The organism is Microbacterium sp. SSM24 (assembly GCF_025989145.1).
In the GTDB taxonomy this organism is placed as follows: domain Bacteria; phylum Actinomycetota; class Actinomycetes; order Actinomycetales; family Microbacteriaceae; genus Microbacterium.
Map to the genome: position 1 here is coordinate 2555535 of NZ_JAPDNQ010000001.1, position 24643 is coordinate 2580177.

A 24643-nucleotide genomic window follows, 5' to 3' on the forward strand; every position below is an offset into this window, starting at 1 on the left:
GATCAGACCGCGCGCAGCACCGCCACGACCTTGCCGAGCACGACGGCGTCGTCGCCGAGGATGGGCTCGAACGCGGAGTTGCGCGGGAGGAGCCAGGTGTGGCCGTCTCGCTGGCGGAACGTCTTGACCGTTGCCTCGCCGTCGAGCATCGCCGCGACGATGTCGCCGTTGTCGGCGGAGGGCTGGGAGCGCACCACGACCCAGTCGCCGTCGCAGATGGCGGCATCGATCATCGACTCTCCCGACACCTTCAGCATGAACAGGTCGCCCTTGCCGACGAGCTGCCGGGGAAGCGGGAAGATCTCCTCCACCTGCTGCTCCGCCGTGATCGGCACACCTGCGGCGATGCGGCCGACGAGCGGCACGAGGGCGGCGTCGCCGACCGACGGGGCGAAGTCGGCCGGATTCTCGGTCGCGAGGCCCGGGAGGTCGATCAGCACCTCCATCGCCCGCGTCTTGCCGGCGTCGCGCCGCAGGTAGCCGCTCAGCTCGAGCTGGTTGAGCTGGTGGGTGACGCTGGAGAGCGACTTGAGGCCGACGGCGTCGCCGATCTCGCGCATGCTCGGCGGATAGCCGTGCCGGACGATCGAGAGCTGGATGACCTCGAGGATGGCGCGCTGCTTGTCGCTCAGGCTCTTGCGGCGCCGCGTCTGCGGTCGCTCGCGCCCGGTGGCGTCGCTCATGTCCGGCTCCTGTCTCACTGCCCGCGGAGGCCCCGTGGAGTGCAGCGGTCTTCGAATGTCGGAGGCCCGTGGTGGGGTACTCGTATCGAAACCGTATCCGGCTTCGACCGTCGAGCAGGGCAGCGTCACCGCGTGTCGCGTTCGATGGATCGTCGTCAGATCCGGCTGTTGACATCCTAGACCATCGAAGATAGCTTCGGTACAGAGGTTCGCATCCCCCGCTCCCGGCCGAGCGGCGGATGCGAACCTCCCCCCACCACGAGGAGCAGATCATGACCGCGATCAGCATCACGACATCACCGGCACTGAACGCACGCGCGTTCGCAGCGGCAGGGCGCGGCACGCGCCTGCGTCTGACGGTGCGCGGACGCCGTGTGCTGGCGACGGTCGCGGCCCTCCCGGCCATCATCGCGATCGCGGTGGCCATGATCTCGGGCGGGTCCGCTCTCGCGTCCCGCGACACAGGCGCGCCGGCCGGCTCCTTCGAGACGGTGACCGTGTCGTACGGCGACTCGCTGTGGACGATCGCAGAAGAGGTCGCACCGCAGTCCGACCCGCGTGACGTCGTCGATGCCATCGTCCGCCTCAACGCGCTCGAGGGCGTGACGCTCCAGGCGGGGCAGAGTCTGGCCATCCCGGCGGAATACGCCACAGGGCGCTGACTCCGCGCTCTACCATGGGAGGGGTGAGTCCCCGCCTCGAAGACCTGCCCCTGCGTGATGATCTGCGCGGTATGACGCCCTACGGCGCGCCGCAGGCGCCGCTGCCGGTCGCGCTCAATGTGAACGAGAACACGCATCCCGTTCCGCAGGAGGTCGCCGACGACATCATGGACTCGCTCGCGCTCGCGCTGGGCGATGTCAACCGCTACCCGGATCGAGAGTTCACCGCGCTTCGCGAAGGATTCGCCGACTACCTGGGTCACGGTCTCACGCGCGAGCAGATCTGGGCCGCGAACGGGTCGAATGAGGTCCTGCAGCACGTCCTCCAGGCGTTCGCGGGGCCAGGACGCACAGCGTTCGGCTTCGCCCCGACCTACTCGATGTACCCCCTCCTCGCGCGCGCCACCGGCGCCGAGTGGATCGCGGGCACGCGAGGCGCCGACTACACGGTCGACGCCTCCGATGCGGCCGTGCAGGTGGCGGATGCCGCGCCCGACGTCGTCTTCCTCTGCGCCCCCAACAATCCGACCGGAACGCCGCTCGGCCTCGACGTCATCGAAGCGGTGTACGACGCGACCGCCGGGGTCGTCGTGGTCGATGAGGCGTACTTCGAGTTCGCGCCCCGCGACGAACGGTCAGCCCTCACCCTCCTGCCCGGCCGGGAGCGCCTGGTGGTGTCGCGCACGATGAGCAAGGCGTTCGCCTTCGCAGGCGCCCGCGTCGGCTACCTCGCCGCCGATCCGGCGTTCGTCGACGCGCTCCGCCTGGTGCGACTCCCGTACCACCTGAGTGCGCTGACGCAGGCCGCGGCATCCGCTGCTCTTCGTCACGCTCCCACGATGCTGAGCATGGTCGATGAGATCGTCTCGCAGCGCGACCGCATCTCGGCCACGCTCGACGCGCTCGGGTACACGCCGCACGCATCCTGGACGAACTTCGTCCTCTTCGGCGGTGTCACCGATCCGGCGGCCACCTGGCGCGCGCTGTACGACCGCGGCGTGCTGATCCGCGACGTCGGGATCGCGCAGCACCTCCGCGTCACGGCAGGCACCGAGGACGAGACGACGGCGTTCCTCGACGCGCTCGCCTCGCTAGGATCGAACGCATGAGCGCCGCTCCGCGTACCGCGTCCATCCGCCGCTCCACGAGCGAGTCCACCGTCGAGCTCGAACTCGACCTCGACGGCTCCGGTCGCAGCCGCATCGACACCACGGTGCCGTTCTTCGACCACCTGCTCACGGCGTTCGCGAAGCACTCGCTCACCGATCTCACCGTGCGCGCGTCCGGCGACACCGACATCGACGCCCACCACACCGTCGAGGACATCTCGATCGTGCTGGGGCAGGCGATCCGCGAGGCCCTCGGCGACAAGTCGGGCATCTCCCGCTACGGAGACGCGCTCGTCCCTCTCGACGAGGCGCTCGCACAGGCCGTGGTCGACATCAGCGGGCGACCCTACCTCGTGCACACCGGGGAACCCGCAGGATTCGAGCACCACCTCATCGGCGGTCACTTCACCGGCTCCCTCGTGCGGCACACCTTCGAGGCGATCGCATTCAACGCGGCGCTCACCGTGCACGTCCGGGTCATCTCCGGACGCGATCCCCATCACATCGCCGAAGCGGAATACAAGGCGTTCGCGCGCGCGTTCCGGCAGGCCAAGGCACTCGATCCGCTCGTCGACGGCATCCCCAGCACGAAGGGTGCTCTGTGAGCTCCAGGCCCCTCGTCGCGGTGCTGGACTACGGTTCCGGCAACGTCCACTCCGCGGTCAAGGCCCTCGACGCGGCCGGCGCGGATGCGCGCCTGACCTCCGATCGCGGACTCATCCGTGATGCGGATGGTCTTGTCGTGCCTGGGGTCGGAGCGTACAGCGCCGTGATGGACGCGCTGCGCGCGAGCCGCGGCGACGAGCTCATCGAGCGCCGACTGGCCGGCGGACGACCCGTCCTGGGCATCTGCGTCGGGATGCAGGTGCTGTTCGAACGCGGCGTCGAGCGCGGCGTCGACACCGAGGGCATGGGGGAGTGGCCGGGAGCCGTCACAGAGCTCGACGCGGCGGTGCTGCCCCACATGGGCTGGAACACCGTCGATCCGGGCGAGGGGTCGCGTCTGTTCCGCGGCATCGAGGATGAACGGTTCTACTTCGTCCACTCGTTCGGCGCGCAGCACTGGACCCTCGATGTCCAGCCGCCTTTCCCGCAGCCCGCCCTCACGTGGTGCACGTACGGTCAGCCGTTCCTGGCAGCGGTCGAGAACGGGCCGCTGTCGGCGACCCAGTTCCATCCCGAGAAATCGGGGGATGCCGGCATCCGGCTTCTCGCGAATTGGATCGACGGCCTCGGCGGGGCTACCCTCTGAGATCGTGCCGTCTACGGGAGCCTCCCTCTCCGAGACCTGCCAGCACGAGGAGCCATGAACGATTTCGCCTCTACGCCCGAGCTGATCCTGCTGCCCGCTGTCGACGTCGCCGACGGCAAGGCCGTGCGCCTGACCCAGGGGGAGGCGGGCACGGAGACGAGCTACGGAGACCCCGTCGACGCGGCCCTCGACTTCGCCCGCCAGGGTGCGCAGTGGATCCACCTCGTGGACCTCGATGCCGCCTTCGGGCGCGGATCGAATGCCGGCATCATGCGCAAGGTCATCAAGCAGGTGCGGGGTGTCCAGGTCGAGCTCTCCGGCGGCATCCGCGACGACCGCACACTCGAGGCAGCGCTCGAGAGCGGTGCCGCGCGCATCAACCTCGGCACCGCCGCCCTTGAGAACCCGGAGTGGGCAGCCGACGTCATCGGCCGCTACGGCGACGTGATCGCCGTCGGTCTGGACGTGCGCGGCACGACGCTCGCCGCTCGCGGCTGGACCCGCGAGGGCGGCGACCTGTGGACGGTTCTCGACCGCCTGGAGTCCGCCGGCTGCAGCCGCTACGTCGTCACCGATGTCACCAAGGACGGCACGCTCCAGGGCCCGAACGTCGAACTGCTGCGCGAGATGACCGCGCGCACGCCCAAGCCGATCGTGGCCTCGGGCGGCGTGTCGAGCCTCGACGACATCGCAGCGCTCCGCGATCTCGTCCCGCTCGGCGTCGAAGGCGCGATCGTGGGCAAGGCGCTCTACGCGGGTGCCTTCACGCTCGCCGAGGCGTTGGATGTCGCCGGACACTGACCCCCGGGCCGACTCGGCCGGAGTCCCGTGGGAGGGTCGCAGCTTCCACGCGAATCCGCACTCGGCCGACGACGGATCGGCTGATCCCGCACTCCTCGCCGCGCTGCTCGCGTTCCGAGCCAGAACGGGCGGTCAGGTCGAGGTCGTCGACGCGTATCGCGCGGCGCGCCTGCTCATCCCGCTCCTGGCCGAGAAGGGCGACGAGGGCATCGGCGCCCACGGTCTGGCGGTCGACAAGACGCAGGAGCTCTCGATCGTCACCGTCGCAGCCCCCGACGGCCGTCGGGTGCTGCCGGTGTTCACCTCGGTCGACACGATGAGGCGGTGGGACGCCTCGGCCCGCCCGGTGCCGGCCGACGGGACGCGCACGGCGGCCGCGGCATCCGCCGACGACACCGATCTCATCGTCATCGACCCCGGCTCGACCACCGAGTTCGTGCTGCGCCGGCCCGCGGTGTGGGCGATCGCGCAGGGTCATGCGTGGGAGCCGAGCTTCGCGTCGCCCGAGGTCTATGCGGGACTCCAGGAGAGCATCGGCGGCGAGCTGGCGGTGATCGATCTCGCGGTGGAGCCCGGAGATCCCGACGCGCGCCTGCGGGGTCCGGAGCTCGTCGTGCGCCTCCACCTCATCCACGGGCTCGAGAAGGTCGAGCTCGACGCGGTGCTCTCGCGCCTGGCGACCCGCTGGGCGGCTGACGATCGCATCGCCGTGCTCGCCGACTCGCTCACCGTGAGACTCATCCGCGCCTGACGCGTATCCCACGCGCCGCACGGCGCTCTTCTCCAGGAGCCGGTGATCCTGCTGCGGCCCCTTGCCGCACCCCGCCGACCGGCGGAGGATCAGGAATCGAGTCGCCAGAACACGCCGTGTGATCGCACCGCGTTCCGGCGTGTCCTGGCGACTCGAGAAGCGAGAAGGGGAAGTCATGCACGACGACACGATGAGGCAGCAGTACCGCGACGCACTGGAGGTCGCGCACCGACGCGCGCTGGAGTGGCTCGACACGATGGACGAGCGTCCCATCCGCCCCGAGCTCGACGTCGACGGGATCCTCGAGCGACTCCCGCACGATCTCCCCGAGGACGGGGCGGACGCGGCTGCGGTCGTCGAACAGCTGGCCGAGGCATCCGGCCCGGGGCTGATGGCGATGGGGTCGTCGCGGTTCTACGGCTTCGTCATCGGAGGTGCGTACCCTGCGTCGCTCGGCGCGGACTGGCTCGTCTCGGCGTGGGACCAGAACACCGGCTCACGGCAGCCGACACCCGCGACGGCGGCGATCGAGGAGGTCGCCGCGGCGTGGCTCCTCGATCTGCTCGGCCTTCCCGCCGCCAGCGGCCTGGGCTTCACCACCGGCGCGACGATGGCCAACACCTCGTGCCTCATCGTCGGGCGCGACACGCAGCTGCGCCGCGCGGGGGCGGATCCGCTCGCCGGTCTGCAGGGGGGACCTCGACTGAGGTTCCTCGCGGGCGGTGCCGTGCACACCTCGGTCGTGCTCGCTGGACGGCTGGCGGGCCTGGGGGAGCCGGTCACGGTCGGGGCAGACGGCGAGGGCTGCATCGACGTCGCGGGACTCGAACGGGAGCTGGCGGCGGATGACGCTCCCGCGATCGTCGCGCTCCAGGCCGGCGATGTGCACTCGGGTGCGTTCGACGACTTCACCGCGGCGATCGCCGTGGCGCGCAGCGCGGGCGCGTGGGTGCACGTCGACGGCGCCTTCGGCCTGTGGGCGGCCGCGAGTCCGCGCCTGCAGCACCTCACCGCGGGTGTCGCCGATGCGGACTCCTGGGCGACCGATGCGCACAAGACGCTCAACGTGCCGTACGACTGCGGGGTCGCGATCGTGCGGGACGAGGCTGCGATGACGGCGGCGCTCGGCGCCCACGCGGCCTACCTGCCGGCCGTGGCGAGCATCTCCGACCCCTACGACCGAGTGACCGAGCTCTCCCGTCGCGCGCGCGGCGTGCCGGTGTGGGCGGCGCTGCGCACCCTGGGCAGGCGCGGCGCTGCGCGCCTGGTGGAAGGACTGGCGGATGCCGCGGCCACCCTCGCCGAGGGTTTCCGCGGGATTCCCGGACTCGAGGTCGTCAACGACGTCGTCTTCACCCAGGTCTGCCTCGCGGCGCGCGATGACGCCGAGACGGCCGCGCTCGGCGAATGGCTGCGTGCCGAAGGAACCGTGTGGGCATCCTCCTCGACGTGGCGCGGGCGCACGGTGGTGCGTTTCGCCGTGAGCAACTTCAGCACGGGCGCGGAGGCGGTTCGCCGCACGGTAGACGCCGTGGCTCGCGGCGCGGCCGCGCTCGGCATCCGGGATTAGTTGACCGGTCCGGTCCACTTCTCGCCGGGACCCTTGCCGATCGGGTCGGGGATGGTCGACGCCTCGCGGAAGCCCAGCTGGAGAGAACGCAGACCGTCGCGCAGGGACCGCGCGTGCATGTCGCTGATCTCGGGAGCACCCGCGGTGATGAGGCCGGCGAGGGCGTTGATGAGCTTGCGCGCTTCGTCGAGGTCGGTCTGCGCGGCGGGATCGTCGGCGAGGCCGACCTTCACGGCGGCGGCGCTCATCAGGTGCACGGCGGCGGTCGTGATGACCTCGACCGCGGGGACGTCCGCGATGTCGCGCGTCGCGGCCGATGCCGCGCGTTCCTGTTCCTCCCAGCGGGAGTGGCGGTCGTCGTCTGAGGGCGGAATCGTGGTCACGCGCTTCTCTCTGCTAGACTCGTGCGGGCTCCGGTGCGTTCTGCTCCGGATCGAAAGAGGATCACATCCCACCCGCGCTTGCCGTTCCAGGCTACCGGGTCACGCACTCCGCCCCGACCGCGCAGCGTTCGGGACAGATGCTCGCGAGCGGAGAACCGCGCGCGACGACAGGGTGCAGAAGCCGGCGCTGAGCGCCGAGCGGGTGGAATGAACTCCTCTTCAGCCCGCGTCACGTCCCATGTGTCGCGGTGGCCGACATCCGTATGAAAGAGGAGTTCCGCATCAGCGATCCCCGCACCAACGACCGCATCCGCGTCCCCGAGGTCCGCCTCGTCGGACCCGCGGGTGAGCAGGTCGGCGTCGTCCGCATCGAGGTGGCGCTGCGCCTGGCCCAGGAGGCCGACCTCGATCTCGTCGAGGTGGCCCCGAACTCGAAGCCGCCCGTGGTCAAGATCATGGACTACGGCAAGTTCAAGTACGAGGCTGCGCAGAAGGCCAAGGAAGCGCGTCGCAATCAGGCGAACACCGTCCTCAAAGAGGTCCGGTTCCGTCTGAAGATCGAGGCCCACGACTACATCACCAAGCTCAAGCGCGCCGAAGGCTTCCTGCAGTCGGGAGACAAGGTCAAGGCCATGATCCTGTTCCGCGGTCGCGAGCAGTCGCGTCCCGAGCAGGGTGTGCGTCTTCTCCGCAAGTTCGCGGAGGACGTCGCCGAGTTCGGCACCGTCGAGTCGAACCCGACGATCGACGGCCGCAACATGGTGATGGTGGTCGCCCCGCACAAGAACAAGTCCGAGGTGAAGACCGAGCAGAACGCTCAGCGCGCCGCGAACAAGGAAGCCGCACGTTCGGCTCGTACCGGCCCCGGCGCGTCAGACGACGACGCCGCGGTCGAGACCGAGACCGCCACGGCCGAATAGGCCCCACATACTCCCGCTCCGGCGGGACCCCGACTCCCGCCTGGGCGGGAAGTGAAACGAAGGAAGAAGAGATGCCGAAGCAGAAGACCCACTCGGGTGCCAAGAAGCGCTTCAAGGTCACCGGTAGCGGCAAGCTGATGAAGCAGCAGGCCAACATGCGCCACAACCTCGAGGGCAAGTCGTCGCGCCGCACGCGCCGCCTCAACCAGGAGCAGGTCCTGGCCCCGGGTGACGCCAAGGTCGCCAAGAAGCTCCTCGGCCTCTGAGCGCCGACGCACTGATAGGAAACAGAAGAAATGGCTAGAGTCAAGCGGGCCGTCAACGCCCACAAGAAGCGTCGCGTCATCCTGGAGCGCGCGTCCGGTTACCGGGGTCAGCGTTCGCGCCTGTACCGCAAGGCGAAGGAGCAGGTCACCCACTCGCTCGTCTACGCGTACCGCGACCGTCGCAAGCGCAAGGGCGACTTCCGCCGCCTGTGGATCCAGCGCATCAACGCTGCGAGCCGCCAGAACGGCATCACGTACAACCGTTTCATCCAGGGCCTCGGCCTCGCGGGTGTGCAGGTCGACCGTCGTATGCTCGCCGAGCTCGCCGTGAACGAGCCCGCCGTGTTCGCGTCGCTCGTCCAGACGGCCAAGGCCGCGCTGCCCGAGAACGTCAACGCTCCCAAGAGCGCCTGACCACTCTCTTCCGAAGGGGCGTCCTCCGCACGGAGGGCGCCCTTTCGTCGTCCCTGCCTGACAGGGAATCGCCGGCCGCGACCCTAGACTGATCCCGTGCTCGAGAACCCTCGCTCTCCGCGCGTTCGCGCTGTCGCGAAGCTGACGAAACGGAGCGCTCGCCAGGAGACCGGACTCTTCCTTCTGGAGGGTCCGCAGTCCGCGCGCGAGGCGCTGGGTCACCGTCCCGACACCCTGGTCGAGGTGTTCGCGACGCCGAGCGCACTGGAGCGCCATTCCGATGTCCGTGACGCCGCGCGAGATGCGGGGATCGAGGTCGTGTTCACGACCGAGGCCGTGCTGGACGCGATGGCCGACACGGTGACGCCGCAGGGGATCGTGGCAGTGGCCCGGCAGTCTCCGACGTCGCTGCGCGACGTGTTCGCGGCGATGCCCCGTCTCGTCGCGATCTGCGAGGAGGTCCGCGACCCGGGCAACCTCGGCACCATCATCCGCGCGGCCGATGCCGCGGGGGCGGATGCCGTCATCCTCACGGGACGCACCGTCGATCCGTACAACCCGAAGGTGGTGCGCGCCACCACCGGCTCCCTCTTCCACGTGCCCGTCGCGGTCGGCGTCGACCTGGCGTCCGCAGTAGAGAAGGCGCATGCCGCGGGTGTGCGGGTGATCGCCGCGGATGTCGGAGGCGGGGACTTCCTCGCATCCCGGAACCTCCTCGCCGAGCCCACCGCGTGGCTGTTCGGCAACGAGGCGCGAGGGCTCGAGGACTCCGCGCTCGTGCTCGCCGATCTGTCGCTGCGGCTGCCGATCTACGGGGCGGCGGAGTCGCTGAATCTCGCCACTGCGGCGAGCGTGTGCCTCTACGAGACCGCTTTCGCGCAGCGCGCAGGCTGATCCGGCACCGTGTTACAACACGGTTAAGACGCATTTCAACCCCTGGCCGGGCGTCGGTCGCCCGGCCTAGGGTGCCGGTATGACGACGCCTGATGAAAGCGCGCCGAAGACGTCGAACATCACTGTGCGACGCGGCGACCCTCTGGTCGAGATCACCGATGTCCAGAAGCACTACGGCGAGTTCCAAGCGCTGAAGGACATCGATCTGACCGTCAATCGTGGGGAGGTCGTCGTGGTCATCGGCCCGTCGGGCTCCGGCAAGTCCACGCTCTGCCGCACCATCAACCGCCTCGAGACGATCACGAGCGGCACCATCAGGATCGACGGCAAAGAGCTGCCGAAGGAAGGCAAGGACCTCGCGGCGCTGCGCGCGGACGTCGGCATGGTGTTCCAGTCGTTCAACCTCTTCGCCCACCTGACGATCCTCGACAACGTCACGCTGGGGCCGATCAAGGTGAAGGGCATGAAGAAGGCGGATGCCGAGAAGCTCGGCACCCAGCTCCTCGAACGGGTCGGCGTCGCCCAGCAGGCCTCGAAGCTCCCCGCACAGCTCTCCGGCGGCCAGCAGCAGCGCGTCGCGATCGCCCGTGCGCTCGCGATGCAGCCCAAGGTGATGCTGTTCGACGAGCCCACGAGCGCTCTTGACCCCGAGATGATCAACGAGGTCCTCGACGTCATGGTCGGCCTCGCCCAGGACGGCATGACGATGATCGTCGTCACGCACGAGATGGGATTCGCGCGCAAGGCGGCAGACCGCGTGGTCTTCATGGCCGACGGGCAGATCGTCGAAGAGGCGACTCCCGAGGAGTTCTTCACGAACGCGCAGAGCGATCGCGCGAAGGACTTCCTGTCGAAGCTCCTGACCCACTAGGCGTCAGGCCATACCCCGAGGAGGGGAACAGCAGCACCACCACTCGCACAGCACTTCCGAACGGACCCGAAACGTCGGACATACGAAACCAGTTCGCACACAGCAACCAGGAGGAAACATGCGTAAATCACGAATCATCACGGGTATCGGAATCTCGGCGATCGCACTTCTCGCGCTCACCGCGTGCAACAGCGGCACACCAGGAGCGGACCCCACCGACGGGGGAGACGGCGGAACGGCGAGCGACCAGCCCTGGGAGGTGGCCACCGACGTCACGCTCGAGGGCAGCCCGACGTTCGACGCCATGACCGAGCGCGGAGGCGTGGTGGTCGGTGTCAAGAACGACCAGCCGAACCTCGGCTACGAAGACGCGACGACCGGCGAGCGCTCCGGCTTCGACGTCGACATCGCCCGCTGGATCGCCGCGTCGCTCGGCTTCGACGAGGACCAGATCGAGTACGTCACGATCCCCTCCGCCAACCGCGAGCAGGCGCTCGTGAACGGCGACATCGACTACTACGTCGGCACGTACTCGATCACCGACTCCCGCAAGGAGCAGATCGACTTCGCCGGGCCGTACTTCATCACCGGTCAGGGCCTGCTGGTCGCGGCCGACAACGAGGACATCAACGGTCCCGACGACCTCGCCGGCAAGGTGGTCTGCTCGGTGACCGGCTCGACGTCGCTGCAGCGCATCCGCGACGAGTACCCGGATGCCGAGACCACCGAGTTCGAGACGTACTCGGCCTGCATCGAGCAGCTGAAGAACGGACAGGTCGACGCGATCACCACCGATGAGGCGATCCTCGCCGGCTACGTCCAGCAGGACCCCGAGGCACTCAAGCTCGCGGGCGAGCCCTTCAGTGAGGAGCGCTACGGCGTCGGCCTCACAAAGGGCGACGCCGCTCTGCAGGAGCACATCAACACCCTGTTCACGGACGGCGGCGACATCTGGCAGGAGATCTTCGACGCCAACCTCGCCGAGTCCGGTATCGCCGGCGAGCAGCCCGCGGTCGACTGACCGCACGGGTCCCGGGGGCGCGAGCCCCCGGGACCCTCACCTCCAAGGACACGTGAGAGGAGCGCCGTGGGCGTCATCACCGACAACCTCCCCACATGGGGGGAAGCGCTATGGGGCACCGTCACGCTGTTCCTGTGGGGCGGGCTCATCGCGCTCGTGCTCGGGTTCATCGTGGGAGCCATGCGCGTCTCGCCGATCCCCGTCGCGCGCGCGGTCGGCACGGCCTACGTCAACATCATCCGCAACACCCCGCTGACGCTCGTGTTCTTCGCGTTCGCGTTCGCGGTGCCGATCCTGCTCCAGGTGCGGATGTCCTTCTTCGTCCTCGCCGTCGTCGCACTGGGCATCTACACGGCGACCTACGTCGCCGAGACCATCCGCTCCGGGATCAACACGGTGCCGGTCGGCCAGGCGGAGGCGGCACGTGCGCTCGGGTTGCCGTTCGGCAAGGTCATGACTCTCGTGATCCTCCCGCAGGCGTTCCGCTCGGTCATCCCGCCCATGATGAGCGTGTTCATCGCACTCCTGAAGAACACGACGGTGGCAGCCGGATTCTCGGTGGTCAACCTCGGCTCGATCCGCAACTACCTCAGCGAGGACGGAGCGAATCAGATGGTCGTGATCCTGTGGGTAATGGTGATCTTCGTTGCGCTCGTGCTGTTGCTCTCGTGGGCGCAGCGCGCGCTCGAGAACCGTTGGAGGGTGGCGCGATGAGCTCGGTTCTCTACGACGTTCCCGGTCCCCGGGCGATCGCGCGCAACCGCGTGCTGGGAGTGCTCACCGTCCTTGTGGTGCTGGCCTTCCTCGGGTGGCTCGTCTGGCGCCTGTGGGCGACCGGGCAGCTGAGCGCCGAGAAGTGGTACGCGTTCACCTTCACCAACGTGTGGGTCCAGTTCGGTCTCGCAACGCTGCGCACCCTCGCTGCCTTCGCGGCCGCGGCCGTGGGCGCGCTGATCCTCGGGTTCGTCCTGGCCATCGGCCGGATGTCGGACCACGCGTGGATCCGCTGGCCGTTCACGGTGATCGTCGAGTTCTTCCGTGCGGTCCCCGTCCTCGTCTTCATGTTCCTGCTGTACTACGGCCTGCCCGTCATCGGCGTGAAGATGTCGCCGTACTGGGCGGTCGTGATCGCGCTCGTGGCCTACAACGGCTCCGTGCTGGCGGAGGTCATCCGCGCGGGCGTCGAGGCGCTTCCGCGTGGTCAGAGCGAGGCGGGATACGCGATCGGCCTGCGCAAGGCGGGGGTCATGCGGCTCGTGCTGCTGCCGCAGGCGATCCGGTCCATGATGCCCGTGATCATCGCGCAGCTCGTCGTCACGCTCAAGGACACCGCGCTCGGCTTCATCATCACCTACCCGGAGCTGCTGTTCTACGCGAAGTACCTCGGCAACCAGGCCAACCTCGACTCGCCGATCATCCCGGCGACGATGGTGGCCGGCGCGATCTACATCACGCTGTGTCTCATCCTGTCCTTCGTGGCGAACACGGTCGAGAAGCGCCTGCGCAGCTCGGCGAAGACCCCGCGGGTAGCAGGTGCGAACCAGCCGACGCAGGAGATCACCGACACGGAGCTGATCGTGGCGCAGAGGGGTGCGGGGAAGTTCGGGCAGGGCAGCGCTGCCTGACCGCAGTGCGGCGAGGCGAGGCATCCGCTCTCGGTAGACTCGGTTCTCGTGTCTGAAGCTCACGAGATCACGCCCGAGGCGGTGGAGGCCGCCGTGCAGTCGGCGCTCGACGCCGTCGCGGCGGCCGGCGACACCGCCGCGCTGAAGGCGGCCCGTTCCGCCCACAGCGCGGAGGGCTCGCCGCTCGCCCAGCTCAACGCGCAGCTGCGCACCGTGCCCGGTGACAAGAAGGCGGAGTTCGGCAAGCTCGTGGGCCGGGCCCGCGCGCGCGTCAATCAGGCGTTCGCTGCGCGTGAGCAGGAGCTCGCCGAGACCGAGACCGCCGCGCGGCTGGAGGCCGAGCGTGTCGACGTGACAGCGCTGCCCCGGCGGGCGCGAGTGGGGGCGCGGCATCCGATCTCCCTGCTCCAGGACCAGATCTCCGACATCTTCGTCGGCATGGGCTGGGAGATCGCGGAGGGGCCCGAGCTCGAGCACGAGTGGTACAACTTCGACGCGCTGAACTTCGACGAGGATCACCCCGCGCGCCAGATGCAGGACACGTTCTTCGTCGATCCCGTCGAGCGCCACCTCGTCATGCGCACGCACACCAGCCCCGTGCAGGTGCGCTCGATGCTGGAGCGCGACCTGCCGCTGTACGTCCTGTGCCCGGGTCGCGTCTACCGCACCGACGAGTTCGACGCGACGCACCTGCCCGTCTTCACGCAGTTCGAGGGCATCGTCGTCGACAAGGGCATCACGATGGCCCATCTCAAGGGCACGCTCGACCACGCCGCAAAGGTGCTGTTCGGTGCAGAGGCCAAGACGCGGTTCCGCGCGAACTACTTCCCGTTCACCGAGCCGTCGGCCGAGCTCGACCTCTGGCATCCGACCTTCAAGGGCGGCGCCCGGTGGATCGAATGGGGCGGCTGCGGGATGATCAACCCCAACGTGCTGCGCGCGGCGGGGATCGACCCGGAGGAGTACTCGGGCTTCGCGTTCGGGATGGGTGTGGAGCGCACGCTCATGTTCCGCAGTGACGTCCAGGACATGCGCGACATGGCCGAGGGCGATGTGCGTTTCAGCGAGCAGTTCGGAATGGTGGTCTGATGCGCGTCCCGCTCTCCTGGCTGCGTGAGTACGTCGACGTCCCGCAGGATGCCACGCCCGAGGACGTCCTCGCCGCGCTGGTGTCGGTCGGCTTCGAGGAGGAAGACGTCTTCCGCTTCGAGCTGCAGGGGCCCATCGTCGTGGGCGAGGTACTCGAGTTCGTCGAGGAGCCGCAGTCCAACGGCAAGACGATCCGCTGGTGCCGGGTGCGCGTCGCGCCCGACGGCCAGGCGGCGGCCGACGGCGGCGACGCCGTGCACGGCATCGTGTGTGGGGCCCGCAACTTCTTCGCCGGCGACAAGGTCGTCGTGACCCTGCCCGGTGCGGTGCTTCCGGGACCCTTCCCGATCGCCGCCCGCAAGACGTACGGCCACGTCTCGGACGGCATGATCGCCTCGGCGAAGGAGCTCGGTCTCGGCGACGAGCACAACGGCATCCTCCGCCTGGTCGAGCTCGGCATCGACGCGCCCGTCGGCACCGATGCGATCACCCTCCTCGGACTCGATGACGTCGCGGTCGACATCAACGTCACGCCCGACCGCGGCTACGCGCTGTCGATCCGCGGCGTCGCGCGCGAGTACTCCCACGCGACCGGTGCCGCCTTCCGCGACCCAGGCCTGCGCGCGTGGGGCGAGCTGCAGCAGCCCGCCGAGGGGTTCCCCATCGCCGTCGACGACCGTGCGCCCATCCGCGGGCGCGTCGGCGCGTCGGAGTTCGTCGCGCGGATCGTGCGCGACGTCGACCCCACCAAGCCCACGCCCGCCTGGATGGTCGCTCGGCTGACCCTCGCCGGCATCCGCTCGCTCGGCATCCTCATCGACATCACCAACTACGTCATGGTCGAGCTCGGCCAGCCCATCCACGGCTACGACCTCGACAAGCTGCGGGGCGGCATCACCGTGCGACGGGCAGAGGCGGGCGAGAAGCTCGAGACGCTCGACGGCAAGGTGCGCACGCTCAGCGCCGAAGACCTGCTGATCACCGATGAGTCCGGTCCGATCGGCCTCGCAGGGGTCATGGGCGGTGGCACCACCGAGATGAGCGACGCGACGCGCAACGTACTCATCGAGGCCGCGACGTTCGACACGGTCTCGATCGCCCGCACCGCTCGCCGGCACAAGCTGCCCAGTGAGGCGTCGCGGCGCTTCGAACGCGGTGTCGACCCGCTCGTCCCGTTCGTCGCCGCGCGCCGCGTCGCCGACCTCATGGTCGAGTACGCCGGCGGCACGCTCGACCTCGAGGTGGGCGGCGCCCTGTTCACCACCGTCGAGCAGCGAGCGATCAGTCTGCCGAAGCCGTTCGTCCCGGCGCTGATCGGCGTGGACTACACCGAGGCCGAGATCATCGCGGCCCTCGAGATGGTCGGCACCGAGGTCAGCGACGCCGACGCTGCACAGTGGTGGGTCACCCCGCCGTCGTGGCGTCCCGACCTCACCGACAAGTGGACGCTCGCCGAGGAGGTCGCCCGCATCGAGGGCTACGACCGCATCCCGTCGATCCTGCCCACGCCGCCGTCCGGTCGCGGTCTGACCGCCGCGCAGCAGGGTCGTCGCCGAGTCGCCAACGCGCTCGCCGCCGCGGGATTCGTCGAGACGCCGTCGTTCGCCTTCACCACCGAGGACCAGAACGACCTCCACGGCTCCGCGTCGGGCGACCACCTGCCCAGCGTCAAGCTCGCGAACCCGCTCGACGGCCAGGCGCCGTTCCTGCGTCGCTCGCTCATCCCCAACCTGCTGCAGGTCGCGCATCGCAACGTGGCGCGCGGATTCACCGATCTCGCGCTGTTCGAGACCGGTTCCGTCTTCCTCCCCGAACCGGGCGTCGCATACGGCACGTCGCACGTGCCGCCGCTGGCGGTGCGTCCGGATGCCGCGACCCTCGCCGAGCTGGACGCCTCGATCCCGCCGCAGCATCGCCACGTCGCGATCCTCCTCGCCGGGAACCTGTTCCCGAAGCAGCCCGGACTCGCGCCGGTGAGTGCGCAACTCGCCGACGCGGTCGACGCCGCGCGCACGATCGCGGCCGCAGCGGGCGTATCGGTCGAGGTCGCCCAGGGTCAGCGCGCCGCGCTGCACCCCGGGCGCACCGGCGTGCTGTCGGTCGACGGCGTCGAAGTGGGGTACATCGGCGAGCTCCTGCCTACGGTGGCCGAGGCATCCGATCTTCCCGGTCGCGTCATCGTGGCCGAACTCGACCTCGACCTCGTCCTGTCGCTCGCCGGCGAGAAGGTGGTCGCGGCGTCGCTGTCGGGCTTCCCCGCCGCGACGCAGGACGTGTCGCTCGTCCTCGGCGTCGACGTGCCGGCCGCAGACGTGCGCACGGCGCTGGTCGAAGGTGCGGGCGGGCTGCTGGAGTCGGTCCGCCTGGTCGACGACTATCGCGGCCAGGGCGTTCCCGAGGGAGCGAAGAGCCTGACGTTCGCACTGCGGTTCCGCGCACCCGACCGCACGCTCACGGCTGCCGAGGCGACCGAGGCGAAGCTCGGCGGGGTCGCGGTCGCGTCCGAGCGCTTCGGTGCCGCTCTGCGCGATTGACGCCGAGGCTCAGCGCGAGCCCCAGTGCCACGCGGGATGGTCGAGCGGGCCCTGCCCGGCGACCCGCGTGCCGTCGGCGTGCGCTTCCAGGCGGTGGGCGATCCCACCCGCGTGCGCGAGCGCGGCCGACAGGGGCTCCGCGTGGGTGACGACGATCACCTGCGAGCGATCTGAGGCCTCGGCCACGAGTGCGCCGAGCGGCTCGAGCAGCTCGGGGTGCAGGCTCGCCTCGGGCTCGTTGAGGACGATCAGCGGCGCGGGCCGGGCCGGAAGCAGTGCCGCGCACAGCAGCAGGTAGCGCAGAGTGCCGTCGGAGAGCTCGGTCGTCTCGAGCGGACGCAGCAGGCCCCGCTGGTGCATCACGAGTCGCAATCGGCCGTCGGCCTGCTCGACGGACACGCGGGATGCGGGGAACGCCCGCGACACCGCCGTATCGAGCGCAGCGCCGTGCCCGGCATCCTGGATCGTCGCCCACACGGCCGCGAGGTTCTCTCCGCCGTGGGAGAGCGTCTGCGTCCGCGTGCCGACCTGCGGCTGTCGTGCCGGCGACTCCGGGTCGACGCGGAAATGGTCGTAGAAGCGCCAGCCTCCGAGCGCGCGACGCAGCGCGAGCAGCTCGGGGGCCGTGTCGCCGTCGGCGAGGTCGGTGATGATGCTCTCGTACGGCGCGAGCTGCTGATCGAGCGACGTCCACGCGCCGTCGCGCACGCGCGTGGCTCCGCGAAGCCGGTCGATCAGCAGCGTGGCGGGCTTCGCGAGCGCGCCCGCGAACACCTGCTCGCGCTTGATCTCCGGATCGCGCGCGAACAGGCTGCGCTGGTCGACCTGGGGGATGCCGAGGTCGACCAGGTAGCCGAGTTCGTCTGAAGCGAATCCGAGCTTGACCGCGACCGGACCCTTCCGCACCGTGCCCTGGTCGCCCCCGAACTCCGGACCCGCCCACAGCAGCGACGGCAGCCCGCCCTCGCGGGCGATCGCGCCGATGAGCGAACCCGTGGCGGCGTGCGAGAGCAGGCGCAGCGCGCGGTACAGGTTGGACTTGCCTGAGCCGTTGGCGCCGGTGATGACGGTGAGCGCGGCGAAGGGCAGCACGATATCGCGCAGGGATCGATAGCCCGACACGGCGACGGTGGTCAGCATGCCGACATCCTGCCAGCCGGGTCGGACGCCCCCCGTACCCAACTCAGGACCGATCCGGTCGTGAGCACACCTCGCTCGCAATGTTTCCGGGGTTCATCCCGTGTCCGTAGGCGCCTCATCCTGAGTTGTGCACGCGGAGATCCGCCGAGAGCGGAGAAGGATGCCGGTTCCCCGCGGGAGTGGTTGGGTGGAGTCATGACCGACGTCCTGATCCTCGGCGGCACCGGCTGGCTGAGCGGCCGCGTGGCCGAACGGTGGGCGGATGCCGGAGCATCCGTGACCTGCCTCGCGCGCGGCGGCCGCGACGCACCGTACGGCACGACCCTCGTGACGGGTGACCGCGACGAGCCAGGCGCCTACGCAGCGCTGGCCGGGCGCGAGTGGGACGAGATCATCGACATCTCCTCGAACCCCGTGCATGTCGCGGCCGCGGTCGAAGCGCTGGAGGAGCGGACCAAGCACTGGACGTACGTCTCGACCGCGTCGGTCTACGCCGCGAACGACGCGTCCGGCGCCGACGAATCGGCGGAGCTGCTGGAGCCGCTCGGCCTGGACGACGAGCCGGACTACGGTCGCGCGAAGGCTGCGGCCGAGGCATCCGTCCGCTCCGCGCTCGGGCATCGTGCGGCGATCGTGCGACCGGGACTCATCGTCGGGCCCGGCGACCCCACCGACCGGTTCGGCTACTGGGTCGGGCGATTCGCGCTCGCCGGCGCCGAGGACGTGCTGGTTCCCGACGGCACGGACCGCGGCGCGCAGGTGATCGATGTGGACGACCTCGCCGACTTCATCGTCGCGGTCGGACGCGCGCGCTGGACCGGCGTCGCGAACGCCGTCGGCGATCCCGTGCCGCTGGATCGGATGCTGCGCCACGCGGCCGAGGTCGCCGAGCACACCGGAACGCTGCGGCCGGCCGACGACGCGTGGCTCGAGGCGCATGACGTCGCGTACTGGATGGGCCCGCGATCGCTGCCGCTCTGGCTCCCCGCGGACCTGCCGGGATTCTGGACCCGCTCCAACGCCGTGTACCGTCTGCTCGGCGGCAGCCTCCGGCCGCTCCGCGAGACCCTCGCCCGCACCCTCGCCGATGAGCGCGAGCGCGGCCTCGACCGTGACCGCCGATCGGGCCTGGCGCGTCCCGACGAAGTCGCGCTGCTGGCACAGCTGCGCGGACGCACCGCGTAACCGATTTGCGGATGCCGCGACCCGACGGCTATCGTCGCGGCATGCCTTCGGCGACCCAGGGACTCACGACGCTCGGTTCGAGCGCCGCTCCCGCGCGCCGTCGCCGTCTGGGCGAGCGCCGACTCTAGGCGACCCTGCGCGCGGTCCTGTCATGGACCCCCGGGCGTCGCCGCCTTCGGCCCCCGCACCCAGACTCTAAGGTGGAATCCATGACATATTCGGTCGCCGTCTCCGGCGCATCCGGCTATGCGGGCGGCGAGATCCTGCGGATCCTCGCCGCGCATCCCGACGTCGAGATCCGCACCGTCACCGCGCACTCCAACGCGGGACAGCCGCTCATCCAGCACCAGCCTCATCTGCGATCGCTCGCCGGTCTCACCCTGCAGGAGACCACTCCCGAGGTGCTGGCCGGGCATGACATCGTCTTCCTCGCGCTGCCGCACGGTCAGTCGGGTCAGTACACCGACGCGCTCGGCGACACGCCGCTCGTGATCGATGCCGGCGCCGACCACCGCCTGGAGTCGGTCGCCGACTGGGAGCAGTTCTACGGCGGCGACTTCCACGAGCCGTGGGTGTACGGGGTTCCCGAGCTCCCGGTCGCAGGCGCGAAGCAGCGGGATCGCCTGGTCGGGGCAACCCGCATCGCGGCCCCCGGCTGCAATGCCTCGACGGTCTCGCTGTCGCTCGCTCCCGGCGTCGCGGGGGGCGTGATCGACCCGTCGGACATCGTCACGGTGCTCGCGGTCGGTCCGTCGGGTGCTGGAAAGAGCCTCAAGACCAGCCTGCTCGCGAGTGAGATCCTCGGCTCGGCCAACCCCTATGCCGTCGGTGGCACGCACCGCCACATCCCCGAGATCCAGCAGGCGCTGCGGGCGGCGGCCGCCGCCGGAGACCCTTCGACGAGCGCAGAACAGCGCGTCCGCATCTCCTTCACGCCCGTGCTCGTGCCGATGTCGCGGGGCATCCTCGCCACGTCGACGGCGCCGATCGCGCCGGGGGCGTCGGATGCCGACATCCGCGGCGCGTGGGAGGCCGCGTACGCCGATGAGACCTTCGTCCAGCTGCTGCCGGCGGGGGAGTTCCCACGCACGGCCGACGTGCTCGGCGCGAATACGGCCCTGATGGGGCTCGCGATCGATCGCGCAGCGAACCGCGTCGTGATCGTGACCGCCGTGGACAATCTCGTGAAGGGCACCGCGGGTGCCGCGGTCCAGTCGATGAACATCGCGCTCGGCCTCGCCGAAGGCACGGCGCTCAGCGTGAACGGAGTCGCCCCGTGAGTGTCACCGAACCCCAGGGATTCGAGGCGGCCGGCGTCGCTGTCGGACTCAAGTCGACGGGCAAGCCCGACGTCGCCGTGGTCGTCAATCGTGGACCGCTCAAGGTCGGCGCCGCCGTCTTCACGTCGAACCGCGCCAAGGCGAACCCCATCATCTGGTCGCAGCAGGCGGTGCAGGACGGCGTCGTGGAGGCGATCGTGCTCAACTCCGGCGGAGCGAACTGCTTCACCGGATCCTTCGGATTCCAGACCACGCACCAGACCGCCGAGAAGGCCGCCGAGCTCCTCGGGGTCGGCGCCGGCGACATCCTGGTCTGCTCGACCGGCCTCATCGGGACCGGCGACGAGGTCTTCCGCGCCAAGGTCCTCACCGGGACCGAGCGGGGACTCGCGCAGCTGTCGACCGACGGCGGGGAGGCGGCATCCCTCGCCATCATGACCACCGACTCGCGACCCAAGCGGGCCGTCGTCGCTCGCGACGGCTGGACCATCGGGGGCATGGCGAAGGGTGCCGGGATGCTGGCGCCCGGCCTCGCGACGATGCTCGTCGTCATCACCACCGATGCCGTGCTCTCGGCGGACGAGGCGGACGCGCACCTGCGCGCGGCCACCCGCACGAGCTTCGACCGGCTCGACTCGGACGGCTGCATGTCGACCAACGATCAGGTGACGCTTCTCGCCAGCGGCGCGTCGGGCGTCACGCCCGCCCCCGGGGCGTTCGGCGAGGCGCTCGCCGCCCTGTGCCTCGACCTCTCGGAGCAGCTCCAGGCGGACGCCGAGGGCGCGAGCCACGACATCCGGATCCTGGTGCGGAACGCCGCGTCCGAAGACGATGCCGTCGAGGTGGGCCGCTCGGTGGCCCGCAACAACCTCTTCAAGGCCGCGATCTTCGGCAACGACCCCAACTGGGGCCGAGTGCTGGCGGCCATCGGCACGACCGCAGCGGAGTTCGATCCGTACGACGTCGACGTCTGGATGAACGGCGTCCGCGTGTGCACGGCCGGTGGACCCGACGCCCCGCGCGAGGCGGTCGACCTGACGCCGCGCGCGACCGAGGTCGTCATCGACCTCAAGGTGGGTTCCGCGACCGCCGCGATCCTCACCAACGACCTCACGCACGACTACGTCCACGAGAACAGCGCATACTCCTCATGACCGAGATCCAGGACACCGACCCCGACGAGGCGAGCCGCAAGGCGGCGACACTCATCGAGTCGCTCCCGTGGCTCCAGCGCTTCCGCGATCAGATCGTCGTGATCAAATACGGCGGGAACGCGATGGTGTCGGAGGAGCTTCAAGACGCCTTCGCCGCCGACATCGCCTATCTGCGATACGTCGGCGTCAAGCCCGTCGTCGTCCACGGCGGCGGACCGCAGATCTCGTCGATGCTCGACCGCCTCTCGATCCCGAGCGAGTTCAAGGGCGGCTACCGGTTCACCTCGACCGAGGCGATCTCGGTCGTGCGCATGGTGCTCACGGGCCAGATCAACCCGCAGCTGGTGGCAAAGATCAATGCGTACGGGCCGCACGCGGCAGGATTGAGCGGCGAGGACGCGGGCCTGTTCGGCGGGCGCCGTCGCGGCGTCGTCATCGAGGGCGTCGAGCACGACCTCGGCAGCGTCGGCGATGTCGTCGAGGTCGATCCGCAGGCCGTGCTCGACCAGCTCGCCGCCGGCCGGATCCCCGTGGTCTCGAGCATCGCCCCCGACCTCGACCAGCCCGGTCACTCGCTGAACGTGAACGCGGATGCCGCGGCATCCGCCCTCGCCGTCGCACTCGGAGCAGCGAAGCTCGTCGTCCTCACCGACGTCCCGGGGCTCTACGCCGACTGGCCCCATCGCGACTCACTCGTGTCGCACCTGACTTCGAGCGAGCTGAAGGCGATGCTGCCCTCGCTCGAGTCCGGGATGATCCCGAAGATGCGCGCGTGCCTGGAGGCCGTCGAGGGCGGCGTCGACACCGCCGCGATCATCGACGGGCGGGTGCCGCACTCGGTGCTCGTGGAGATCTTCACCAGTAAGGGAATCGGGACAGAGGTGGTGCTCGGATGACATGGCAGGACGATGCGGGGCGCGACCTCGTCAGGAGCTTCGGCGAGCGGATGGCGATGTTCGTCCGCGGCGAGGGCTCGCACCTGTGGGACGCCGACGGCAAGCGCTACCTTGACTTCCTCGCGGGCATCGCGGTCGATTCGCTCGGCCACGCCCACCCGGTGTTCGTCTCGGCGCTGGCGAGTCAGGCCGCGACCCTCGCGCACGTGTCGAACTACTTCGCGACGCCGCCCCAGCTCGACCTCGCCGCCCGCCTCAAGCGCCTCGCGGGCACGGGGGAGTCGGGGCGCGTGTACTTCGGCAACTCGGGCGCCGAAGCCAATGAGGCCGCGTTCAAGCTCGCGCGACTGCACGGCGGCGCCGATCGTCCGCGCATCCTCGCGCTCAAGGACGCCTTCCACGGCCGCACGATGGGCACGCTCGCCCTCACCGGTAAGCCGTGGATGCAGGAGCCGTTCCTGCCGATGACCCCGGGCGTCGAGTTCATCGACTCCACGGTCGAGGCGCTGGATGCCGCGCTCGACGACCGCGTCGCCGCGCTGTTCGTCGAACCGGTCAAGGGCGAGGCGGGCGTCATCGACCTGCCCGAGGGATACCTGGCGGCGGCGCGGGAGCTCACGTCCCGCCACGGCGCGCTGCTCGTGATCGACGAGATCCAGACCGGCGCGGGGCGCACCGGAGAGTGGTTCGCGTTCCAGCACGCCGGCATCACGCCCGACGCGATCACGGTGGCCAAGGGCATCGGCGGCGGCTTCCCGATCGGCGCCCTCATCACCTTCGGGCACGCCAGCGACCTCTTCTACCCAGGTACGCACGGCTCGACGTTCGGCGGTAACGCCCTCGGCACGGCGGTCGCCGGCGCGGTGCTCGGCGAGATCGAACGCGCCGACCTCGTGCGCAATGCCGCCGAACGGGGGGAGCAGCTGCGCGAGGCGATTCTCGGCATCGGCTCTCACCTCGTCAACGGAGTGCGGGGGCGCGGCCTTCTGCTGGGTGTCGCGCTGAGCCATCCGGTCGCGAAAGCCGTCGTGGCCGCCGCGCAGGAGCACGGGCTCGTCATCAACGCGCCCAACGACGAGACCCTCCGACTGGTCCCCGCCCTCACGATCGGCGACATCGAGATCGACGAGTTCATCGACCTGCTCACCGCTTCGCTGCGCACCGTGGAGGATGCGCTGCTTCTCGAAACCCCCACGGAGGTTCCCGCATGACCCGCCACCTGCTGCGTGACGACGATCTGACCCAGGCCGAGCAGGACGAGATCCTCGACCTCGCGGTCGCACTCAAGAAGGACCGCTGGAAGCTGAAGACCCTCGACGGACCGCAGACCGTCGCGGTGATCTTCGACAAGTCCTCGACCCGCACGCGCGTGTCCTTCGCGGTCGGCATCGCCGACCTCGGCGGCTCGCCGCTGATCATCTCCACCGCCAACAGCCAGCTCGGCGGCAAGGAGACGCCCGCCGACACCGCTCGCGTGCTCGAGCGCCAGGTCGCCGCGATCGTGTGGCGCACATATGCGCAGGCCGGACTCGAGCAGATGGCAGAGGGCACGCGTGTCCCGGTCATCAATGCGCTGAGCGACGACTTCCACCCGTGCCAGCTGCTGGCCGACCTGCTCACGATCAAGGAGCACAAGGGCGAGCTCGCCGGGCTCACGCTGGCCTTCTTCGGAGACGGCATGTCGAACATGGCCCACTCGTACGTGCTCGCCGGCGTCACCGCCGGGATGCATGTGCGCGTGGCATCGCCCGAGTCGTACGCGCCGCGGGACGACGTGATCGCCGACGCCGACCGTCGCGCCGCCGGGACGGGCGGTTCGGTGGCGCTGTACACCGATGCGAACGAGGCCGCGGCCGGCGCCGACGTCATCGTGACCGACACGTGGGTGTCGATGGGCAAAGAGGAGGAGAAGCTCGCCCGGCTGCGCGACCTCGGCGGCTACAAGGTCACGACCGACCTGATGGGGCTGGCCAAGGACGACGCGATCTTCATCCACTGCCTCCCGGCCGATCGCGGCTACGAGGTCGACGCCGAGGTCATCGACGGCCCGCAGAGCGTGGTGTGGGACGAGGCGGAGAATCGCCTCCACGCCCAGAAGGCGCTCCTGGTGTGGCTGCTCCGGCAGGACTGACGAGGACCGTGC

26 protein-coding genes are annotated in these 24643 nt (G+C 69.8%); 23 read left to right on the forward strand and 3 right to left on the reverse strand.

Features of this window, described 5'->3' with window-relative positions; genetic code table 11:
• Positions 1-2: 2 nt before the first annotated feature.
• Entirely contained in the window at positions 3-683 is a 681-nt protein-coding gene (gene lexA, locus OL358_RS11795) for a transcriptional repressor LexA (protein ID WP_264710156.1), read from the reverse strand.
• 272 nt (positions 684-955) lie between these two features.
• Between lexA and OL358_RS11800 the strand changes: the two genes are divergently transcribed.
• From OL358_RS11800 to OL358_RS11830, 7 genes are all read left to right on the forward strand, one after another.
• Positions 956-1345: a LysM peptidoglycan-binding domain-containing protein gene (locus tag OL358_RS11800; RefSeq protein ID WP_264710157.1), complete on the forward strand. Its 390-nt coding sequence runs from the start codon at positions 956-958 to the stop codon at positions 1343-1345.
• A gap of 71 nt (positions 1346-1416) precedes the next feature.
• A complete protein-coding gene (locus OL358_RS11805; protein ID WP_413631515.1) occupies positions 1417-2454 on the forward strand; it encodes a histidinol-phosphate transaminase in 1038 nt (345 codons plus the stop codon).
• Positions 2451-3059: an imidazoleglycerol-phosphate dehydratase HisB gene (gene hisB, locus OL358_RS11810; RefSeq protein ID WP_264710159.1), complete on the forward strand. Its 609-nt coding sequence runs from the start codon at positions 2451-2453 to the stop codon at positions 3057-3059. The genes OL358_RS11805 and hisB overlap by 4 nt, the downstream gene beginning before the upstream one ends.
• Positions 3056-3706, forward strand: a complete 651-nt coding sequence (hisH, locus tag OL358_RS11815) for an imidazole glycerol phosphate synthase subunit HisH (protein WP_264710160.1) — start codon at positions 3056-3058, stop codon at positions 3704-3706. Before hisB ends, hisH begins: the two co-directional genes overlap by 4 nt.
• Before the next feature lie 54 nt (positions 3707-3760).
• Positions 3761-4507 carry a bifunctional 1-(5-phosphoribosyl)-5-((5-phosphoribosylamino)methylideneamino)imidazole-4-carboxamide isomerase/phosphoribosylanthranilate isomerase PriA gene (gene priA / locus OL358_RS11820; protein WP_264710161.1) on the forward strand — a complete coding sequence of 249 codons (747 nt, stop codon included), beginning with the start codon at positions 3761-3763 and terminating at the stop codon, positions 4505-4507.
• Entirely contained in the window at positions 4491-5258 is a 768-nt protein-coding gene (locus OL358_RS11825) for an SseB family protein (protein WP_264710162.1), read from the forward strand. The genes priA and OL358_RS11825 overlap by 17 nt, the downstream gene beginning before the upstream one ends.
• Positions 5259-5433: 175 nt before the next feature.
• The gene (locus OL358_RS11830) at positions 5434-6828 is read left to right on the forward strand and encodes a pyridoxal phosphate-dependent decarboxylase family protein (protein ID WP_264710163.1); all 1395 of its coding nucleotides are present in this window, start codon (positions 5434-5436) and stop codon (positions 6826-6828) included.
• Here the strand turns inward: OL358_RS11830 and OL358_RS11835 are convergent.
• Positions 6825-7202 (reverse strand): DUF1844 domain-containing protein, encoded by a 378-nt coding sequence (locus OL358_RS11835; RefSeq protein ID WP_413631516.1) that lies wholly within the window; start codon positions 7200-7202, stop codon positions 6825-6827. The genes OL358_RS11830 and OL358_RS11835 overlap by 4 nt on opposite strands.
• 272 nt (positions 7203-7474) lie before the next feature.
• On the opposite strand from OL358_RS11835, the gene infC reads away from it, so the two are divergent.
• The 10 genes from infC (at position 7475) to pheT (ending at position 16845) form a co-directional block, all read left to right on the forward strand.
• Positions 7475-8131 carry a translation initiation factor IF-3 gene (gene infC / locus OL358_RS11840; protein WP_264710292.1) on the forward strand — a complete coding sequence of 219 codons (657 nt, stop codon included), beginning with the start codon at positions 7475-7477 and terminating at the stop codon, positions 8129-8131.
• A gap of 71 nt (positions 8132-8202) precedes the next feature.
• Positions 8203-8397: a 50S ribosomal protein L35 gene (gene rpmI, locus OL358_RS11845; protein WP_191718014.1), complete on the forward strand. Its 195-nt coding sequence runs from the start codon at positions 8203-8205 to the stop codon at positions 8395-8397.
• A 30-nt stretch (positions 8398-8427) separates the two neighbouring features.
• Positions 8428-8811: a 50S ribosomal protein L20 gene (rplT, locus tag OL358_RS11850; RefSeq protein WP_204979719.1), complete on the forward strand. Its 384-nt coding sequence runs from the start codon at positions 8428-8430 to the stop codon at positions 8809-8811.
• Positions 8812-8907: 96 nt separating this feature from the next.
• A complete protein-coding gene (locus tag OL358_RS11855; protein WP_264710165.1) occupies positions 8908-9705 on the forward strand; it encodes a TrmH family RNA methyltransferase in 798 nt (265 codons plus the stop codon).
• Positions 9706-9784: 79 nt separating this feature from the next.
• Positions 9785-10576: an amino acid ABC transporter ATP-binding protein gene (locus OL358_RS11860; protein WP_413631471.1), complete on the forward strand. Its 792-nt coding sequence runs from the start codon at positions 9785-9787 to the stop codon at positions 10574-10576.
• 118 nt (positions 10577-10694) lie between these two features.
• Positions 10695-11597 (forward strand): glutamate ABC transporter substrate-binding protein, encoded by a 903-nt coding sequence (locus tag OL358_RS11865; RefSeq protein ID WP_264710166.1) that lies wholly within the window; start codon positions 10695-10697, stop codon positions 11595-11597.
• Between the two features lie 66 nt (positions 11598-11663).
• Positions 11664-12311 (forward strand): amino acid ABC transporter permease, encoded by a 648-nt coding sequence (locus tag OL358_RS11870; protein ID WP_264710167.1) that lies wholly within the window; start codon positions 11664-11666, stop codon positions 12309-12311.
• On the forward strand, positions 12308-13222 hold the full coding sequence (locus OL358_RS11875; protein WP_264710168.1) for an amino acid ABC transporter permease: 915 nt from the start codon (positions 12308-12310) through the stop codon (positions 13220-13222). The genes OL358_RS11870 and OL358_RS11875 overlap by 4 nt, the downstream gene beginning before the upstream one ends.
• A gap of 48 nt (positions 13223-13270) precedes the next feature.
• Positions 13271-14311: a phenylalanine--tRNA ligase subunit alpha gene (pheS, locus tag OL358_RS11880; RefSeq protein WP_264710169.1), complete on the forward strand. Its 1041-nt coding sequence runs from the start codon at positions 13271-13273 to the stop codon at positions 14309-14311.
• On the forward strand, positions 14311-16845 hold the full coding sequence (gene pheT / locus OL358_RS11885) for a phenylalanine--tRNA ligase subunit beta (RefSeq protein WP_264710170.1): 2535 nt from the start codon (positions 14311-14313) through the stop codon (positions 16843-16845). The genes pheS and pheT overlap by 1 nt, the downstream gene beginning before the upstream one ends.
• 9 nt (positions 16846-16854) lie before the next feature.
• On the opposite strand, the gene OL358_RS11890 is transcribed toward pheT, so the two are convergent.
• Positions 16855-17985, reverse strand: coding sequence for an AAA family ATPase (locus OL358_RS11890; RefSeq protein ID WP_264710171.1), 1131 nt, complete (start codon positions 17983-17985; stop codon positions 16855-16857).
• A 195-nt stretch (positions 17986-18180) separates the two neighbouring features.
• Between OL358_RS11890 and OL358_RS11895 the strand changes: the two genes are divergently transcribed.
• From OL358_RS11895 to argF, 6 genes are all read left to right on the forward strand, one after another.
• A complete protein-coding gene (locus OL358_RS11895) occupies positions 18181-19170 on the forward strand; it encodes an NAD-dependent epimerase/dehydratase family protein (protein ID WP_264710172.1) in 990 nt (329 codons plus the stop codon).
• 209 nt (positions 19171-19379) lie between these two features.
• Entirely contained in the window at positions 19380-20450 is a 1071-nt protein-coding gene (gene argC / locus OL358_RS11900; protein WP_264710173.1) for an N-acetyl-gamma-glutamyl-phosphate reductase, read from the forward strand.
• On the forward strand, positions 20447-21604 hold the full coding sequence (gene argJ / locus OL358_RS11905; protein WP_264710174.1) for a bifunctional glutamate N-acetyltransferase/amino-acid acetyltransferase ArgJ: 1158 nt from the start codon (positions 20447-20449) through the stop codon (positions 21602-21604). The genes argC and argJ overlap by 4 nt, the downstream gene beginning before the upstream one ends.
• On the forward strand, positions 21601-22500 hold the full coding sequence (argB, locus tag OL358_RS11910) for an acetylglutamate kinase (RefSeq protein WP_264710175.1): 900 nt from the start codon (positions 21601-21603) through the stop codon (positions 22498-22500). Before argJ ends, argB begins: the two co-directional genes overlap by 4 nt.
• Positions 22497-23711 carry an acetylornithine transaminase gene (locus tag OL358_RS11915; RefSeq protein WP_264710176.1) on the forward strand — a complete coding sequence of 405 codons (1215 nt, stop codon included), beginning with the start codon at positions 22497-22499 and terminating at the stop codon, positions 23709-23711. The genes argB and OL358_RS11915 overlap by 4 nt, the downstream gene beginning before the upstream one ends.
• Complete coding sequence (argF, locus tag OL358_RS11920) at positions 23708-24631, forward strand: ornithine carbamoyltransferase (protein ID WP_264710177.1); 924 nt, start codon at positions 23708-23710, stop codon at positions 24629-24631. The genes OL358_RS11915 and argF overlap by 4 nt, the downstream gene beginning before the upstream one ends.
• The last annotated feature ends 12 nt before the right edge of the window (positions 24632-24643 follow it).